This is a genomic window from Qipengyuania sp. B-5 (genome assembly GCF_056857815.1).
Genome location: NZ_JBSXNU010000053.1, coordinates 209,675 through 225,879 on the forward strand (window position 1 = coordinate 209,675; position 16,205 = coordinate 225,879).

Consider the following 16,205-nt stretch of genomic DNA (forward strand, 5'->3'; position numbering starts at 1 on the left):
TCAATACTCCTCCACCAGAACATCGGTGTAGAGTTCGCTCGGCTCGGGCTCTGGCGAGTTCTCGGCGAAGTCCGCAGCTTCGCTGACGACCTTGCGAATGTCCTTGTCGATGGCTTTCAATTCGTCCTCGGTATTGCCCTGTTCCATCAGGATCTTCTTCAGTCCCTCGATCGGGTCCTTGTGGTCCTTCATGTCCTGTACTTCTTCGCGCGTGCGATACTTGGCCGGGTCGGACATGGAGTGCCCGCGATAGCGATAGGTTTCGCATTCCATCAGCACCGGCCCCCTGCCCTCGCGCACATGCTTGAATGCAATTTCGGCGGCCTGGCGCACTTCGAGTACATCCATGCCGTTGACCTTCATGCCGGGGATGCGGAATGCCGTGCCGCGACGGTAGAATTCGGTTTCCGCACTTGAGCGGCCGACCGCGGTACCCATGGCATACTGATTGTTTTCGACCACGAAGACGATCGGCAGCTTCCACAGCGACGCCATGTTGAAGGTTTCGTACACCTGCCCCTGGTTCGCCGCACCGTCGCCGAAATAGGCAAGACAGAGGCCGCCATCATCGTTGTACTGATGCGCAAGCGCGAGCCCGCCACCCAGCGCGACCTGCGCACCGACAATCCCGTGCCCGCCGTAGAACTTATGCTCGGTCGAGAACATGTGCATCGACCCGCCCTTGCCCTTCGAGATGCCTGCCTCGCGGCCGGTCAGCTCGGCCATGATCAATTTCGGATCGATACCATAGGCAAGCATATGGCCGTGATCACGATAGCCGGTGATCACGCTGTCCTTATCGCCGTCGAGCGCCGATTGCAGGCCGATCGCGACCGCTTCCTGCCCAATATAAAGGTGGCAGAATCCGCCGATCAACCCGAGACCATAGAGCTGCCCTGCCCGCTCTTCGAAACGACGGATAAGCAGCATCTGTTCGTAGAACTGGCGCAATTGCTCGGGCGAGGCATCGTAACGCTTTGCCTTCTCGAACTCTTCCTGAAGCGAATGCAGCGCAAATTCCGGGTTTTCCGCCGGGCTTTGCGGCGTCTTGTTCTTGGAGGGCTTGGCCAAAACAATTGTCCCTTGTTCTTCCGGGGAGGAATGATGCAGCGCCTATAGGCACAGCCTTGCAGGCAGCGCAACGGTGCGTGTAGCTTGCATACGAAAACCTTACGGAACGGCAGGGTTCCACCCCCGGCGCAGGAGGCTAGTCGTCGAGTTTTATGACGACTTCGTCGGGGTGGACGACGTTGAGCTGGCTGCGCAGAAGTTCGCCGACCATGTCCGGATCGGCGCGATCGGGATGCAGTAACGCGACCTTGTTTTCCAACGCGGCGCGCTTCTTCTGGAGAGCCGCAAGCTGGGCTTCTCGCTGATCAAGAAGGCGCAGGTTTTCGCTCCAGGCCAGCAGGCCCGAAGGACCGGCCACCGCAAGACCGCCGAGAATGAGCAGGACAACGAGCGCTGCGTTTTGCGCCGCCTTCTGCTTCCGAACCAAGTCGAATCTGCTTGCCCGCTTCATGGCCCGCACAGAATCACAGTTAACCGTTTGAGGCAAGTGCAATTCGCAAGGATTCCGGCGGCTAGCGGCCGCTTTCGCGGCGGTTCGGGCGAAGGAACCCTGCCCCTGCCCGACCCGTTGCAACCTTGACAATCTCAGCCATCAAGCGTAATTGGTTTCCATTGAAACTAATTTAACCGACAGAGGATTTCCATGCCCGACCTTTTCGAAAACCCCATCGGTCTCGACGGCTTCGAATTCGTCGAATTCTGTGCCCCAGATAAAGGTGTGATAGAACCGGTTTTCGAGGCCATGGGCTTTACCAATGTCGCGACCCATCGCTCGAAAGACGTTCACCTGTGGCGCCAGGGCGGGATCAATCTGATCATCAATTATGAACCGCGCAGCGCGGCCTGGTACTTCGCGCGGGAGCACGGCCCCTCAGCCTGCGGTATGGGATTTCGCGTACGCAATGCGAAGGCCGCATATGAAGAGTTGTTAAAGCGCGGTGCGGAGCCGGTCGTCGTAGATACCGGCCCGATGGAATTGCGCATTCCGGCGATCCGCGGGATTGGCGGCGCGATCATCTATCTGATCGATCGTTATATCGAACAGGACGGGGAAGGTCTTTCGATCTACGACATCGACTTCGAGTATCTCGATGGTGTGGAGAAATTCCCGGTCGGCGCGGGCTTTAACGTGATCGATCACCTGACCCACAATGTCTACAATGGCCGCATGAAGTACTGGGCGGACTATTACGAGACGCTCTTCAACTTCCGCGAAATCCGCTTCTTCGACATCAAGGGCGAATACACCGGCCTTACCTCGAAGGCGCTTACCGCACCCGACGGCAAGATCCGCATCCCGCTCAATGAAGAAGGCGAAGGTGGCAAGGGCCAGATCGAAGAATTCCTCAAGGAGTTCAACGGCGAAGGCATCCAGCACATTGCCCTGATCTGCGACGATCTCATCGGCTGCTGGGATAATCTGAAGGAACTTGGAGTTCCTTTCATGACCGCCCCACCCGAGACCTATTACGAAATGCTGTCGGAGCGTCTTCCCGATCACGGCGAAGACGTCGACCAGCTCAAGATGCGAGGCATTCTCCTCGACGGCACGACCGAAGGCGGCCAGCCGCGCCTTCTTCTGCAAATTTTTGCCGAAGCACAGGTCGGCCCGGTGTTCTTCGAATTCATCCAGCGCAAGGGTGACGAAGGCTTCGGCGAGGGCAACTTCAAGGCGCTGTTCGAAAGTATGGAGCGCGATCAGATCAAGCGGGGTGTCCTGAATGTCGAGGATGCGAAGTCCATTGAAACGGAGCCTGCGGAATGAATGACGTAGCCGACCACCCCGTCAAACTTGGCGGCGTCCACCACGCCGCATACCGTTGCAAGGATGCGAAAGAGACCGTCGAATGGTACGGCAAGGTTCTGGGCATGGACTATACTACTGCCTTTGCCGAAGATCATGTGCCTTCGACTGGTGAGTACGATCCCTACATGCACGTGTTTCTGGACGCGGGTAATGGCAACATACTCGCCTTTTTCGAGTTGCCCAACCAGAAGGATATGGGGCGCGACGAAAATACCCCTGCATGGGTCCAGCACCTGGCGTTCAAAGTTGGAAGCGAAGAAGAGCTGCAAGCTGCCAAGGAGCATGTCGAAAGCTTGGGCATCGACGTTCTCGGTCCGACCCATCATGGCATCTTCAAATCGATTTATTTCTTCGATCCCAATGGACATCGCGTCGAATTGGCGACCGACATCGGTACAGACGAGCAGTATGCCGAATTAAAACGTGTAGCTCCGATGATGCTGGAAGAGTGGAGTGAAACGAAAAAGGCTCCCCGGCACGCAGACTGGCTGCACGAAATAGCGCGTAAGGAACACAGCAAAAGCTGAACCAATTCGCCTAACAGATAGAAACTCTACTTCTTGGCCATTTTGGAACCTGCTGCGCTGCACAACGTTGCCGTGCAAAGGGAGCCATCTGTGAATTACGTCGAAACGCTGCGTGAGCAGCTGCAGGAAATGAGCGAAGCCTTCGTTGCGTCTTTGCCCAGCCTTGCCATATCGCTTCTGATCGTTCTGATCACTTGGATCATCGCGCGCTTCGCGGTGCGCATCTCGGATATGATCGTGGGCCGTACCGAAATTCGGTCGAGCCTTAAAAACCTCGTCGATACTTTGGTCAGGCTGACCATATGGATCGTGGGGCTGTTCATCGCTGCAGTGGTGGTCATGCCGGGGCTTACAGCTGCAAGCCTCCTTGCGGGCCTGGGCATAGGTGCAGTTGCGATCGGCTTCGCGTTCCAGGATATCTTCGAGAATTTCTTCGCCGGCATACTGATTATGCTGCGGGAAAAAATGCAGATTGGCGACGTCATCGAATGTGAAGGCATCACGGGTAAGGTCGAGCACATTACCCTGCGCGAGACCCATGTCCGCAAGCTCTCGGGTGAGCTGACGGTGGTGCCGAATTCGATCCTGTTCAAAAACCCGGTCGAGATTCTGACCGATGTAGAACAGCGTCGATACGATGCGGTGGTTGGCGTTTCCTACGACACCAATCTCGATCACGCGGCCGATATTATCCGGCGCGCAGTCGAGGGCGTTACCGATGTGCTGGCAAGCAAGGGGGTCGACATCTTCGCACAGGAGTTCAACTCCAGCTCGGTCGATTTTCTCGTGCGATGGTGGGCGGGTAGCACGCCTCGCTCTGGCCGGGAGAGCAAGGACAAGGTCATTCGCGCGATCAAGGCATCGCTTGATGAAGCGGGTATCGAAATCCCATTTCCCTACGTTACTCACACGTTCAAGGAGACGGTTCCCGTCAGCCAACTTGGACGGACGAGTAAAAAAACGCCCTGATCTCGGTGCCGGGAAGACTGGCCTGCGCAGGTCTGTCGGACTAGCTGCAATTTGTCTCCGATCGGCGCAGCCGTGCCTTTTTCGCGCCACCGATGCGGAGCCAGAGCCCCCCGTTCCTTACTAGCCAGCGGACTTGCCCCGACAGTACCAGCGATTGAATATCCTGTCTCAGGAACTCGGCGGGTGACGAAGGCGACACTATGTCACTCCGGATAAATCTGCATAAAGTATTGGAATTAAAGAGAATATTTTCCCTCGCAGCGATTGACACTTTTGCAGGTGCCCTCCGGGGGGAGGCAGGGCGTCGAATGGACTGCATTTACGACGTTCAAAGAGCAATGGATGCGGTAGCGCGACAGGAAAGAGTAGGAAAGCAGTTGCGGGCCGGAGCCTGCAACCACCTCGAGTTAAGTATACTGTCCCTTGAATTGCCTGACGCTTCGCGAGGGTTAATTACCAATCTTCCGATTGAACCGCCACCAACGCCGAAGCCTGCATGAAATGCTCAATCATCCGCTCTGCGAATGCACGATCGAAAAACGACCGCAGTTGATGGATCAGAGTGAACAGAATGGATATCTGTCCATCTCGAACGGCCTTTTTTAGTTTGTCGTGCTCTGGAGGAAGCTTGCTGGCGAAGGCCTTCAAGTCGATTAGCTTCTTTTCCAAGCCGCCACCTGTACCTATGCCTTGCCTCAACTTAACGAGATAACTCCCTTACCCCTACCAAGCCTTTGAAAAGGTGGTGCGCCCGACAGGATTCGAACCTGTGGCCCCCAGATTAGGAATCTGGTGCTCTATCCGACTGAGCTACGGGCGCTCCGAAGGCGCTCTATAGCGGCTCGGGACGGAGTGGCAATCAGTTGAGTTGGTCGGGTTCGGCGATCGGGAAGAGTATAGGAGCCACCGAAATCCCTTCGGCCGCCAGTTCTTCGGCTTCCTTGCGCGTAGCCTTGCCGTGGATCGGCGTCTCATCTTTTTCGCCATAATGTTGCGAGCGGGCTTCTTCGGCGAATTTGTCACCCACCCACTTGCTACTCTCAAGCGCCTTTGCCTGTGCGTTCGCCAGTTGCCTGATCGCTTTTTCGACCTCTGGCGGCATGGGTGCATTGGATAGTTGCGCTTCTTTTGCAGGGTGACGGCTTTCGCGTTTATTGCCCTTTGTGCCGACGGACGGGGCCATGGGCGCCTTCCCGATACTTTTGCTGCCACATTCGGGGCAATCGATCAGTCCCCGTTCCATCTGATTATCAAAATCGTTGGAGGAGCCGAACCAGCCCTCGAAACGGTGGCCCTGGTCACAATGGAGGTCGAATACGATCATGCGCGCCTAGTTGGAGATTTTGCGTCGATTGGCAAGGCTGGGCACCTGCGAACGCACCTGTTCTATTCTTTCAGCGTCTATCTCGGCCAAACCCAGACCGGCTTCGTGCCCTCCCATGTCAAGCAGCACCTCGCCCCAAGGGTCGATTGCAAGGCTGTGACCATATGTTCGGCGGCCGTCCTCGTGATTTCCTACTTGCGCTGCGGCTATGACATAGGCGCTAGCCTCAATCGCCCGGGCACGTTGCAGCACATGCCAGTGGGCTTCCCCGGTCGGCACGGTAAAGGCTGCCGGAATTGCGATCGCATCGCAGCGCGCATTTCCAAGTGCTTCGAATAGCGCTGGAAACCTGAGGTCATAGCAAACGGCCAGGCCGAGCTTGCCGATCGGGGTCTCTACCGTCACCACGTGCTCGCCGGCGCGATACGCGTTGGATTCGCGCCAGCTTTCCCCCGACGCCAGATCGACATCGAACATGTGGATCTTGTCGTAACGTGCGGCAATATTGCCGGAGGCATCGATGATGAGTGAACGGTTTGCCCACTTACCCTCGCCCGTATCAATCGCCAACGAGCCAATGCATGTCCAAATTCCGTGTTTCGCACTAGCTTCGCGAACTGCGCCAAGGACCGGATCGTTCTCTTCTCGGCTGATCGATGCAGCAGCGCGGCTCCGGTCGCGATCGAGCAGTCCTGACATCTCGGGCGTGAAGAGCATAGCCGCTCCCTCGCCTGCTGCTCGCGCAACAGCCTTGCCCAAATGATCGGCATTCGCCTTGGGGTCAATGCCGGTAGTCGTTTGAAGGACGGCTATACGGGTCATTCAGCCTCGAGCAGCGCGTCCAGCTTCCCGGCGCGTTCGAGCGCTGCGAGTTCATCGGACCCACCGACGTAAGTTTCGCCGATAAAGATTTGCGGAACCGTACGAGCTTGAGGTGCCCGCTGGAGCATTTCCTCACGCTTGGGGCCGCCCATGGTGATATCGTGTTCCTCGTAATCCGCACCTTTTTCATCGAGCAGGCGCTTGGCGCGGAAGCAGTACCCGCAACCGAACTTGGTGTAGATGTCGATACGCGGCTGGTTCATTTAATATCCTTTTGGGTTCCTGTTCATGAATAGGGCTTGCAGGCTCTGCTTGAAAGCAATTTGGAAGAGATTATCTTGGTTGTGCCGTCGCATGGTGCGGCAGCGCGGGGGTGCCACTGATGGGCCCCTTTTACACACTCAAATTGCTCATTGGAGGATTTGTTTCGATGAACCGTTTCGACACCACCCCTTATCGCCGCTCCACCGTCGGTTTCGACCGTCTGTTCGACCTGATGGAGCGTCAGGCGCGCAACGCCGGGGGCGATAACTATCCACCTTTCAATATAGAACGCTGCGATGATGATGAGTACCGCATCACACTCGCGGTGGCCGGCTTTCGCGCCGAAGATCTCGACATTACCGCGCAGCAGAACCTTCTGGTAATTCAAGGACGCAAGCGCGACGACCAGCCCGAAGGCGAAATGCTGCATGTCGGCATTGCAAACCGCGGTTTCGAACGTCGGTTCGATCTGGCGGACTATGTACGGGTCAAGGCTGCCGACCTCAAGGATGGCATGCTGATAATAGATCTCGTGCGTGAAGTGCCCGACGCGATGAAGCCAAAGAAGATTTCGATCGGCGGCAAGCAAGCTCTCGAAATCGTCAAGGACGACGACGAAACTGCCGCAGCCTGATCGGATCGGATATATAGAGAGAGCGGCGCCTTTCCGGAGGCGCCGCTTTTTCTGTGCCGGATAAAGAATGGGGACGGCACCAATGGCACCGCCCCCGCGACGACTAGCGCCGCCAAGCCTCGGATTCGGCCGTCCGGGTCGCAGAAGACGACCGGGTTCGAGGCAAGTCCCACCACTTGCGCGCTCAGCGAAAACCTCGTGCACTCAATAGCTTTTTGAAACCGAGTCGCGGGCGTCCTGCATTAATTGTAACAAAAGATAAAGCGGCGTCGCGAGCAATAGACGTGACGATGTGTCGCGTGCCTACAAATGCTCTTGGGTACAGTGCAACATATCAGGCACTTAGATCTGGCGCCTTGGTGCGAAAAATATTTCAGACCAAGCGCGCTTGCTCGAGTGCCGCTCCAATAAAGCCCGCAAACAGGGGGTGCGGCTCGAACGGTCTGGACTTGAGTTCGGGATGGAATTGTACGCCTACGAACCAGGGATGGTCGGGTCGCTCGACGATTTCCGGTAGCAGGCCGTCGGGTGACATGCCGGAAAAGATCAAACCCTGCTTTTCGAGCGGTTCGATGTAAGCCGCGTTGACCTCGTACCGGTGCCGGTGACGCTCCGAAATATCGGTCGTGCCGCCATAGATCGAAGAAACATGACTGTTGGCTGCCAGTTTCGCATCGTATGCACCAAGCCGCATCGTGCCACCGAGGTCCCCCCCCTTCTCGCGCTTCTGAAGTCCCTCTTCGCTCATCCATTCGGTGATGATGCCGACTACCGGTTCGGTGGTTTCGCCAAATTCCGTCGAGCTGGCCTTATCCAGACCGGCTGTGCGGGCACCCTCGATACAGGCCATCTGCATGCCCAGGCAAATTCCCAGGAACGGCACTTTCCGCTCGCGCGCGAAACGCACACTGGCAATCTTGCCCTCGCTGCCGCGCTCACCGAAGCCGCCGGGTACGAGGATGCCGTGCATGGGCTCGAGTTGCGCAGCAATCTCGCCATCGCTTTGCTCGAAGACCTCGGCGTCGATCCACTTGATATTGACTTTGACGCGGTGCGCCATGCCTCCATGGATCAGCGCTTCGTTCAGTGACTTGTAGGCATCCTGCAATCCGACATACTTGCCGACCACGCCGATGGTCACCTCGCCTTCCGGATTGGAATGGCGATCGACGACATCATACCAGCGCGACAGATCCGGGTCGGGCGCATCGGTGATACCGAAGCCGCGCAGCACCTCGGTATCCAGTCCTTCTGCATGATACTGTAACGGAACAGAATAGATCGACGGTGCATCCAGCGCGGGGATGACGGCTTCCTTGCGGACATTGCAGAAGTTCGAAATCTTCTGACGTTCGCTATCAGGAATGGGATGCTCCGCCCGGCAGAGCAAGACATCGGGCTTGATACCAAGACTCGCCAGTTCCCGCACGGAATGCTGGGTAGGCTTGGTTTTCAGCTCGCCCGCCGCTGCGATATAGGGGACCAGCGTCACATGGACGCTGAGTGACTGCATAGGCTCCAGCTCGTTACGGAGCTGACGAATCGCTTCCATGAACGGAAGGCTCTCGATATCGCCGACCGTACCGCCGATCTCGCACAGGATGAAATCGTGATCGTCCTGCCCGGCCAGCGCGAACTCCTTGATTGCATCGGTGACGTGCGGAACTACCTGGACGGTCGCACCGAGATAGTCCCCGCGCCGTTCCTTCGCGATGATCTGCTGATAGACGCGACCGGAAGTGATATTATCACCCTGATGGGCGGAAACGCCGGTAAAGCGTTCGTAGTGCCCAAGGTCGAGATCGGTCTCTGCGCCGTCGTCGGTCACAAAGACTTCGCCGTGTTGATACGGGCTCATCGTTCCCGGGTCGACGTTCAGGTAAGGATCGAACTTGCGGATGCGGACCTTGTAACCGCGCGCCTGCAGCAGCGCAGCCAGAGAAGCCGCCATGAGACCTTTACCGAGCGAGGAGACCACGCCGCCGGTGATGAAAATATACCGCGCCATGGGAGTCGGGCCTTAAGCGTGCGGGTTGAGTCGGCGCAAGCGAAAAGGCGCGCAATCAAGCGCGCCATCCACAGAGCGCATGCGAAATGGGTCAATAACGCCTATTCGGCGAGTGGATCATCGTTTGTCACGGGAGCATCTGTCGGCGCAGCCGGAGCCGTGCCCGGTCCGCCCAGCGGATCGGTTTCAGCAGGCGTCACCGAACGGTCGAGCGTCGATTCGATCGTATCCGAACCGACACCTTCGACCGCCAGGGCAGCCAAAGCGATCGACAGTGCGACAAACGCAACGGCCAGCCACTTGGTCGACCGGGTGAGGAAGTCGGCTGCTCCGCGTGCACTCAACATACCGCTCGGGCTGCCCCCGATGCCAAGACCGCCGCCCTCGCTCCGTTGCATAAGAATGACGGCGATCAGGGCCGCTGCGATGATCGCCTGGACGACGGTAAGGAAGAGGAACATGGGTAGACTACTCTATCGATAAGTGTGCTGCAGCGCATCTAGTCGCGACGCGGCCTCACGGCAAGGTGCGGCTATCGGTTCAGGCTTCTTCGGATTCCGAAGCAGCGACCACAATACCGAGGAAACTCTCCGCCGAGAGACTTGCGCCCCCTACGAGCGCGCCGCCCACTTCCGGGATAGAGAGGATTTCGCGGGCATTGTCCGGTTTTACCGAGCCGCCATAGAGAATACGGACCTGGGCAGAATGATCCTCACCGTAAGTCTCGTCGAGAAGGCCCCGAATTGCCTTGTGCATGGCTTCGATATCGTCAGGCGTCGCTGTCTTGCCGGTGCCGATCGCCCAGACAGGTTCATAGGCTACCGTCAATCGCTCAGCCGCATCCTCGATCTTGGGCAAACTGGCACGAAGCTGTTCGAGTACGAAGGTCTCGGCTTCGCCCTTTTCGCGAGTCGGCAGCGTCTCGCCGCAACACAGGATGATGCGCAATCCGGCTTCAAGAGCGCTCTCGATCTTGGCGTTTATCTGGCTTTCTGTTTCACTATGATCGGCACGCCTCTCGCTATGTCCGAGGATTACGAACTTCGCGCCGGCATCGGCAATCATCGTGGCTGAAATATCACCGGTATGAGCACCGTCTTCCCCCGGGAAGCAATCCTGGGCACCCACTCCGATCTGTTCTACTTCTCGGTGGACAGCGTGAATAAGAGTATAGGGGGGCGCAACGGCGACCTCCGCTTTCATGTAACGCTGTGCGGCTCGGTCGATGGCGCGTGCTTCGGAAAGCATCGCCCTTGTGCCATTCATCTTCCAGTTGCCAACAATGTAGGGCCGCTCGGCCATATTTGGTGTTCCAATCGCGAATCTTGATTAGGCGGGCGCTATATAGGCGGTGAAAGTCGCTCCGCTAGACGTGGTTTGTTTATAGGTCAAAACCGGACAGGACCTGTTGCGGCGAGGTCGCATGGCGGATAAAGCGCGCTGCTCAACCGGTGATCGGTCGCCTCCTGTCGGAAGTGGCGCGCCCCAAAGTACATGAAAAGGCCCGTTCGCAAGCCATGCTCACTTTTTTCCGGAATTTCTTCAAGACGAAGATCGGTCTGGCCATCGCCCTCGCATTCCTTGCACTGATCGGATTTGCCTTCGCCAGTATGGATGTTTCGAACACCGGCACATTCGGCGGTGTTGCCGGGGGCGATAGTGTCGCTGTCGTTGGCGATGCGAAAATAGGAACGGCAGAACTGAATCAGGCGGTAAACGATGCATTGGCACAGGCCAGGCAGGAGAATCCCGAAGCAACCATGCAAACCCTGCTTGCCGAGGGAGGTCTGGATCGTGTGCTTGATGATCTAATTACCCGCTATGCATTGATGGACTGGGGCGAATCCAATGGTCTTCGCGCGGGCACAAATCTGGTAAATAGCGAAATTCGCCAGATTCCGGCAGCCCGGGGGCCGAGCGGGGAATTCGACACCGATGCCTACAACGCCTTCCTCCGCACCAACAGCCTGACCGACAGCCAGATCAGGCAACAAATTCGCACCTCGCTCTATTTCCAGCAGTCCATTTTCCCTGCGATCTACGGGGCTCAAATACCTGAATCCATCGCTCGAACCTATGCACGCAGCTTCAAGGAGCGTCGCAGGGGCGCGATTGCGACAATTCCGGCGAGCCTCTTTGCACCGGATGGCGATCCGACGGATGCGCAACTTTCCGAGTTCTACACCGAAAACCGCACCCGCTTCGTCCGGCCGGAACGCCGGGTAATTCGCTATGCCACCTTCGACAGCGCCGCGCTTGGGGACAGTGTCGAGCCCACTGATGCGGAAGTTGCCGCATTTTACCGAGAAAATGCCGGGGACTTTGCAGCGAGAGAAGCACGAAGCTTCACCCAGCTTATCGTCCCGACACGCGAAGGAGCAGAGGCTATTGCCTCGCGTGTGCGCGCCGGAGAGAGCTTCGCACAGGCCGCTGCGAGCGCCGGGCTCCGGACAACAGAGCTCGACGATCAGGAGCGCTCGAATATTCTCAGTGCGGCGTCAGCCGGGGTGGCCGATGCATATTTTTCCGCCGCGCAGGGCGAAGTGACAACGCCTGCACGCAGTTCACTGGGATGGCATATCGCTCGTGTTAGAGCGGTTGATACCCAGCCGGCGCAAAGCCTGGCGCAGGCCCGGGCCGGGATTGAAGAGACCTTGAGAGAGACCAAGCGTCAGCGCGGCATTGCAGAGCTCGCGGTCAGCATCGAAGACAGGCTTGCCGATGGTGCATCGCTCACGTCGATAGTGGAAGAACTGGATCTGGAACTCCAAACCAGTCCGGCCATCACCGCAGCGGGCCGCGTTTACGGAACTTCGAACGAGGCTCCTGCCATCCTGGGATCCGTCTTGGACTATGCTTTTCAGATCGACGAAGGTGATTCTGAAATCGGAGCTCTTCCTGACCAGCAGACTTTCCTGATCTACGAAGTTGCCGACATCGCGCCTTCGGCCGTCGCACCTCTTGCCCAGATCCGTGACGAAGTCATTGCCGAATGGCGCCGGGTACGTGGAGATCAGGCCGCAGAGGCCGCCGCCAATCGCATCCTGAAGCGAGTCGAAGGCGGGCAAGATCTTGCGGCTGCTGTCGCCGCCGAAGAAGCTGCGATCCGCCCTCCCCAGCCAGTCAATTACAGTCGCGAGGAACTGGCACGGCTTGGTTCCACCCGAGTTCCGGCTCCCATCGCGTTGCTTTTCGGAATGGCCGAAGGATCGGTCAAAAAGCTTGAGGGCACTGGTGACCAGGGTTGGTTCGTGGTCGATCTCGAAGATATTACACTTGAAGATCTCGAGGAAAACGATCCCCTGATCGCCCAAGCCCGAACTCAGGTCGGCCAGTCGTGGGGCAACGAATATGCTGAGCAGATGCTTGCTGCGATGCGCGCCGAGCTTGGGGTTGAACGCAATGCTGAAGCTATAGCGGCCGTGCGTCGCCAGCTTCTCGGCGAAAGCAACTGAGGCCGCCCTTGACTGGCCAGATGGAAGGCCGCGCAAGGGCATTGGAGTCGCTTAAGGAAGGGCGCCCTGCGCTCGTTTGGCGCAAGGTCGTTGCCGATACGATAACCCCGGTGGGGGCAGCCTCACGTCTGATGCGAGAGGGCCGCGGCGACTTTCTTCTGGAGTCTGTGGAAGGTGGTGAGGTGCGCGGACGCTATAGTCTGCTCGGCCTCGACCCCGACCTCGTTTTTCGCGCGTCAGGTGACCAGGCGGAGATCAACCGGGATTGGAAAAAGGGCCTCGACTCCTTCGAGAAATGCGAAGGCAGTACCCTTGACGAACTGCGTACTCTATTGGCGGAGTGCCGTATCGACGTTCCCGAAGGTTTGCCGCCCGCCCTTGCCTGTTTGGTCGGATATTTCGGCTACGAGACCATCACGCTCGTCGAGAAGCTGCCACGACCCAGCGAGCAGCCTCTCGATCTGCCTGACCTGCTATTTGTTCGGCCGACTCTTCTGCTGGTGTTCGATGGCCTGAAGGATGAATTGTACTGCATCGCTCCTCTCTGGCCGCAGGGGGACGATGCCGCAGCGCAACTGGAACTTTCGAGCGAGAGAATCGACGCTGCACTGGCGGGTATCAATGACAGTATCGAGCGCCGTACCTCGGCCGCTGCCGATCATCCCCTCCCGGAGGCGAAGCCTACCATGACGCCCGAAGACTATTTCGCCATGGTCGATCGGGCGAAAGAGTATATTCGAGCCGGGGACATCTTTCAGGTAGTGTTGTCGCAGCGCTTTACCGCGCCATTCGAATTGCCGCCTTTCTCGCTTTATCGCTCGTTGCGCCGCGTGAACCCTTCGCCGTTTCTCTACTTCTTGGATTTGCCGGGATTCGCGGTGGTCGGATCGAGTCCGGAAATCCTCGTCCGGGTTCGCGATCGACAAGTAACAGTCCGTCCGATTGCCGGCACACGCCCTCGGGGTCTTAATGAAAAGGAGGATCGCGCAGCCGAAGCGTCACTCCTGAGCGACCCCAAGGAACGCGCAGAACACCTTATGTTGCTTGATCTGGGGCGCAACGATGTGGGGCGCGTCGCGGTAAGCGGCAGCGTATCTGTGACGGATAGCTTTGCGGTCGAGCGTTATAGCCATGTGATGCATATCGTAAGTAACGTGGTAGGAGAGCTCGATCCTTCGAACGATGCGCTCGACGCGCTGTTCGCAGGTTTTCCTGCAGGCACGGTCAGCGGAGCACCGAAAATTCGAGCTTGCGAGATTATCGCCGAACTCGAGCCCGCGACCCGGGGCCCCTATGCAGGCGGTGTCGGTTATTTCGCCCCTGATGGGTCGCTGGACAGCTGTATCGTCCTGCGCACTGCCATTGTGAAAGACGGTACGATGCATGTGCAGGCGGGGGCGGGAATAGTTGCGGACAGCGACCCCGCAAGCGAACAACGCGAGTGCGAAGCGAAGTCCGGTGCGCTATTCGCTGCAGCACGCGAGGCCGTGCGCCTCGCTCAGGAACCCGGTTACGGACAATGAAATACGCAATTCTCACGCTCTGCCTGCTCACTCTTTCCGCCTGCGATCCTGCACCGGAGGGCGAACCTGTAACGCGGACGCGGATCGACGGGCAAACCGGTTCGCCCAGTCCCACGCCGAGCCCCAGCGAGACGGCTACGGGTACTACACAGGTGGAAAGCGCCTGCCGTTCGATCATTTTCGAGGATACACCCCTCACCCACTGTCTTGCGACGCCCGCCCGGCACCGGATCGCGATGGATTTGGGGCCCTCCGGGGAATCTCCCTACCGAAGTCTTACCGCATATTCGAAAGATCATAGCGCCGACGCGATCGCTTTTGCGATGAATGCCGGAATGTTCGACGAAGATGGAAAGCCGGTGGGCTATTTCGTCGAGGATGGTGAGCGGCTCCAGACGCTCAACACTGCCGATGGCGAAGGCAATTTCCATATGAAGCCCAATGGGGTCTTCTTCGGAAGTGGCGACACATGGGAAGTGCGTTCGACCGAAGATTTTTTGGCCAATGTTCGCGAACGCCCTCAGTTCGGTACGCAGTCCGGACCGATGCTTGTAATCGACGGCAAGCTCCATCCGGAATTGTCCCGGGACGGTGAATCGCGACTTGTACGCAACGCAGTTGGTGTCGACGATAAAGGGCGCGCGCATTTCGTTATTTCGAACGCCGCGATCAGTTTCGGCAAGATAGCGCGTTTCTATCGTGACGAATTGTCCGTCAAGAACGCGCTCTATCTCGATGGCAATGTGTCGGCGCTATGGAACCCTGCGACCGGCCGTCTGGATACCGGCGCCCCCATCGGCCCGATCGTCGTGGTCGAGAGGAAGGAACAGAACAATGATTGAATATGGCCGCACTCTTTACCCCGAGATCGAGCCGTATGAGACTGGTATGCTGGATGTCGGCGAAGGGCACTCGCTCTACTACGAACGTGTCGGGACTCCCGGGGCGAAACCGGCCGTATTCCTGCATGGTGGACCCGGGGGCGGTATGTCGCCCGATCACCGACGTCAGTGGGACCCGGAACTTTATGACGTGCTTCTGTTCGACCAGCGCGGCTGCGGCCAATCGCTTCCCTTTGCCGAGATCGAGAACAACGATACCTGGCGGATTGTCGAAGATGTCGAGCGCCTGAGAAAGATGTGCGGTCATGAGAAGTGGCAGGCATTCGGCGGTAGCTGGGGTGCGACCCTTGCCCTCGCCTATGCCCAGAGCCATCCTGACCGGGTCAGCGAGATCGTGCTGCGCGGCGTTTTCCTGGGTCGCCAGAAGGAGAAAGACTGGCTCTACTCCTATGGCGCCAGTGAAATCATGGCCGAGCAGTGGGACGATTTTGCCGGCCTTATTCCGGAAGAAGAGCGCGGCAATCTCGTTCAAGCCTATTACGACAGGCTGACCAGCGACGACGAGCAAACCCGTCTTGATGCGGCGCGTGAGTGGTCGTTGTGGGAAGGAAACGTTGCGACGCTGCTGCCCAACGAAGAACTGCTGGGCAGCTTCGCCGATCCCGCCAAGGCAGTGCCTTTCGCGCGGATTTGCGCGAAGTTCTTCCTCAAGGATTTCTTTCTCGAAGAAGCGCAACTTCTCAAGAATGTCGGCAAGATCAAGAACATTCCGGGCATCATCGTGCAGGGTCGCCATGATATTTGCACTCCGCCGACATCAGCCTGGGAATTGAAAAAGGCCTGGCCCGAAGCAGAGCTCTGGATTGTCCAGGATGCCGGTCACTCCGCTGGTGAACCGGGCATTATAGACGGCCTCGTTCGCGCGACCGACAAGCTTGCCGGCAAGGAAGGATGAGACG

The 16,205-nt window shown here is 58.0% G+C and carries 17 protein-coding genes and 1 tRNA gene; 8 read left to right on the forward strand and 10 right to left on the reverse strand.

Features of this window, described 5'->3' with window-relative positions; translation table 11 throughout:
* Both pdhA and AC13CE_RS13290 read right to left on the reverse strand, forming a co-directional pair.
* Positions 1–1,071 (reverse strand): pyruvate dehydrogenase (acetyl-transferring) E1 component subunit alpha, encoded by a 1,071-nt coding sequence (pdhA, locus tag AC13CE_RS13285; protein WP_247710430.1) that lies wholly within the window; start codon positions 1,069–1,071, stop codon positions 1–3.
* Between the two features lie 136 nt (positions 1,072–1,207).
* The gene (locus AC13CE_RS13290) at positions 1,208–1,522 is read right to left on the reverse strand and encodes an FtsB family cell division protein (protein WP_482972665.1); all 315 of its coding nucleotides are present in this window, start codon (positions 1,520–1,522) and stop codon (positions 1,208–1,210) included.
* 192 nt (positions 1,523–1,714) lie between these two features.
* On the opposite strand from AC13CE_RS13290, the gene hppD reads away from it, so the two are divergent.
* From hppD to AC13CE_RS13305, 3 genes are all read left to right on the forward strand, one after another.
* Positions 1,715–2,836, forward strand: coding sequence for a 4-hydroxyphenylpyruvate dioxygenase (hppD, locus tag AC13CE_RS13295; RefSeq protein WP_221540017.1), 1,122 nt, complete (start codon positions 1,715–1,717; stop codon positions 2,834–2,836).
* Complete coding sequence (locus AC13CE_RS13300) at positions 2,833–3,405, forward strand: VOC family protein (RefSeq protein ID WP_221540015.1); 573 nt, start codon at positions 2,833–2,835, stop codon at positions 3,403–3,405. The genes hppD and AC13CE_RS13300 overlap by 4 nt, the downstream gene beginning before the upstream one ends.
* Before the next feature lie 90 nt (positions 3,406–3,495).
* On the forward strand, positions 3,496–4,374 hold the full coding sequence (locus AC13CE_RS13305) for a mechanosensitive ion channel family protein (RefSeq protein WP_345719455.1): 879 nt from the start codon (positions 3,496–3,498) through the stop codon (positions 4,372–4,374).
* A gap of 453 nt (positions 4,375–4,827) precedes the next feature.
* Here the strand turns inward: AC13CE_RS13305 and AC13CE_RS13310 are convergent, their stop codons facing one another.
* The 5 genes from AC13CE_RS13310 to grxC form a co-directional block, all read right to left on the reverse strand.
* Entirely contained in the window at positions 4,828–5,043 is a 216-nt protein-coding gene (locus AC13CE_RS13310; protein WP_221540013.1) for a hypothetical protein, read from the reverse strand.
* A gap of 74 nt (positions 5,044–5,117) precedes the next feature.
* A tRNA-Arg gene (locus AC13CE_RS13315) sits at positions 5,118–5,194 on the reverse strand.
* A 39-nt stretch (positions 5,195–5,233) separates the two neighbouring features.
* The gene (locus AC13CE_RS13320) at positions 5,234–5,698 is read right to left on the reverse strand and encodes a DUF1178 family protein (protein ID WP_221540011.1); all 465 of its coding nucleotides are present in this window, start codon (positions 5,696–5,698) and stop codon (positions 5,234–5,236) included.
* A gap of 6 nt (positions 5,699–5,704) precedes the next feature.
* The gene (locus AC13CE_RS13325; protein WP_221540009.1) at positions 5,705–6,520 is read right to left on the reverse strand and encodes a carbon-nitrogen hydrolase family protein; all 816 of its coding nucleotides are present in this window, start codon (positions 6,518–6,520) and stop codon (positions 5,705–5,707) included.
* Positions 6,517–6,783 (reverse strand): glutaredoxin 3, encoded by a 267-nt coding sequence (gene grxC / locus AC13CE_RS13330; protein ID WP_221540007.1) that lies wholly within the window; start codon positions 6,781–6,783, stop codon positions 6,517–6,519. The genes AC13CE_RS13325 and grxC overlap by 4 nt, the downstream gene beginning before the upstream one ends.
* Before the next feature lie 167 nt (positions 6,784–6,950).
* Between grxC and AC13CE_RS13335 the strand changes: the two genes are divergently transcribed.
* Positions 6,951–7,418: an Hsp20 family protein gene (locus AC13CE_RS13335; protein ID WP_221540005.1), complete on the forward strand. Its 468-nt coding sequence runs from the start codon at positions 6,951–6,953 to the stop codon at positions 7,416–7,418.
* A 373-nt stretch (positions 7,419–7,791) separates the two neighbouring features.
* On the opposite strand, the gene AC13CE_RS13340 is transcribed toward AC13CE_RS13335, so the two are convergent.
* The 3 genes from AC13CE_RS13340 to tpiA all read right to left on the reverse strand — a co-directional run bounded on the left by AC13CE_RS13340 (position 7,792) and on the right by tpiA (position 10,728).
* Positions 7,792–9,426 (reverse strand): CTP synthase, encoded by a 1,635-nt coding sequence (locus AC13CE_RS13340; RefSeq protein ID WP_221540004.1) that lies wholly within the window; start codon positions 9,424–9,426, stop codon positions 7,792–7,794.
* A gap of 101 nt (positions 9,427–9,527) precedes the next feature.
* Positions 9,528–9,887 carry a preprotein translocase subunit SecG gene (gene secG, locus AC13CE_RS13345; RefSeq protein ID WP_221540002.1) on the reverse strand — a complete coding sequence of 120 codons (360 nt, stop codon included), beginning with the start codon at positions 9,885–9,887 and terminating at the stop codon, positions 9,528–9,530.
* A gap of 79 nt (positions 9,888–9,966) precedes the next feature.
* A complete protein-coding gene (gene tpiA, locus AC13CE_RS13350) occupies positions 9,967–10,728 on the reverse strand; it encodes a triose-phosphate isomerase (protein WP_221540000.1) in 762 nt (253 codons plus the stop codon).
* A gap of 215 nt (positions 10,729–10,943) precedes the next feature.
* Here tpiA and AC13CE_RS13355 point away from each other — a divergent pair, with 215 nt between their 5' ends.
* Genes AC13CE_RS13355 through pip form a run of 4 tightly spaced genes read left to right on the forward strand, consistent with a single transcriptional unit; the run spans position 10,944 to position 16,201 of the window.
* Positions 10,944–12,881 (forward strand): SurA N-terminal domain-containing protein, encoded by a 1,938-nt coding sequence (locus AC13CE_RS13355; RefSeq protein WP_221540043.1) that lies wholly within the window; start codon positions 10,944–10,946, stop codon positions 12,879–12,881.
* 20 nt (positions 12,882–12,901) lie between these two features.
* Positions 12,902–14,404, forward strand: a complete 1,503-nt coding sequence (gene trpE, locus AC13CE_RS13360) for an anthranilate synthase component I (RefSeq protein WP_482972687.1) — start codon at positions 12,902–12,904, stop codon at positions 14,402–14,404.
* Positions 14,401–15,246, forward strand: a complete 846-nt coding sequence (locus tag AC13CE_RS13365; RefSeq protein ID WP_221539998.1) for a phosphodiester glycosidase family protein — start codon at positions 14,401–14,403, stop codon at positions 15,244–15,246. Before trpE ends, AC13CE_RS13365 begins: the two co-directional genes overlap by 4 nt.
* The gene (pip, locus tag AC13CE_RS13370; protein ID WP_221539996.1) at positions 15,239–16,201 is read left to right on the forward strand and encodes a prolyl aminopeptidase; all 963 of its coding nucleotides are present in this window, start codon (positions 15,239–15,241) and stop codon (positions 16,199–16,201) included. Before AC13CE_RS13365 ends, pip begins: the two co-directional genes overlap by 8 nt.
* Positions 16,202–16,205 lie beyond the last annotated feature (4 nt).

What these genes read in the sequence shown, in the direction of transcription:
- AC13CE_RS13290 (WP_482972665.1), bottom strand. Translation starts at nt 1,522, where the DNA reads ATGAAGCGGGCAAGCAGATTCGACTTGGTTCGGAAGCAGAAGGCGGCG.
- hppD (WP_221540017.1), top strand. Translation starts at nt 1,715, where the DNA reads ATGCCCGACCTTTTCGAAAACCCCATCGGTCTCGACGGCTTCGAATTC.
- AC13CE_RS13300 (WP_221540015.1), top strand. Translation starts at nt 2,833, where the DNA reads ATGAATGACGTAGCCGACCACCCCGTCAAACTTGGCGGCGTCCACCAC.
- AC13CE_RS13320 (WP_221540011.1), bottom strand. Translation starts at nt 5,698, where the DNA reads ATGATCGTATTCGACCTCCATTGTGACCAGGGCCACCGTTTCGAGGGC.
- AC13CE_RS13325 (WP_221540009.1), bottom strand. Translation starts at nt 6,520, where the DNA reads ATGACCCGTATAGCCGTCCTTCAAACGACTACCGGCATTGACCCCAAG.
- grxC (WP_221540007.1), bottom strand. Translation starts at nt 6,783, where the DNA reads ATGAACCAGCCGCGTATCGACATCTACACCAAGTTCGGTTGCGGGTAC.
- AC13CE_RS13335 (WP_221540005.1), top strand. Translation starts at nt 6,951, where the DNA reads ATGAACCGTTTCGACACCACCCCTTATCGCCGCTCCACCGTCGGTTTC.
- AC13CE_RS13340 (WP_221540004.1), bottom strand. Translation starts at nt 9,426, where the DNA reads ATGGCGCGGTATATTTTCATCACCGGCGGCGTGGTCTCCTCGCTCGGT.
- secG (WP_221540002.1), bottom strand. Translation starts at nt 9,887, where the DNA reads ATGTTCCTCTTCCTTACCGTCGTCCAGGCGATCATCGCAGCGGCCCTG.
- tpiA (WP_221540000.1), bottom strand. Translation starts at nt 10,728, where the DNA reads ATGGCCGAGCGGCCCTACATTGTTGGCAACTGGAAGATGAATGGCACA.
- AC13CE_RS13355 (WP_221540043.1), top strand. Translation starts at nt 10,944, where the DNA reads ATGCTCACTTTTTTCCGGAATTTCTTCAAGACGAAGATCGGTCTGGCC.
- trpE (WP_482972687.1), top strand. Translation starts at nt 12,902, where the DNA reads ATGGAAGGCCGCGCAAGGGCATTGGAGTCGCTTAAGGAAGGGCGCCCT.
- AC13CE_RS13365 (WP_221539998.1), top strand. Translation starts at nt 14,401, where the DNA reads ATGAAATACGCAATTCTCACGCTCTGCCTGCTCACTCTTTCCGCCTGC.
- pip (WP_221539996.1), top strand. Translation starts at nt 15,239, where the DNA reads ATGATTGAATATGGCCGCACTCTTTACCCCGAGATCGAGCCGTATGAG.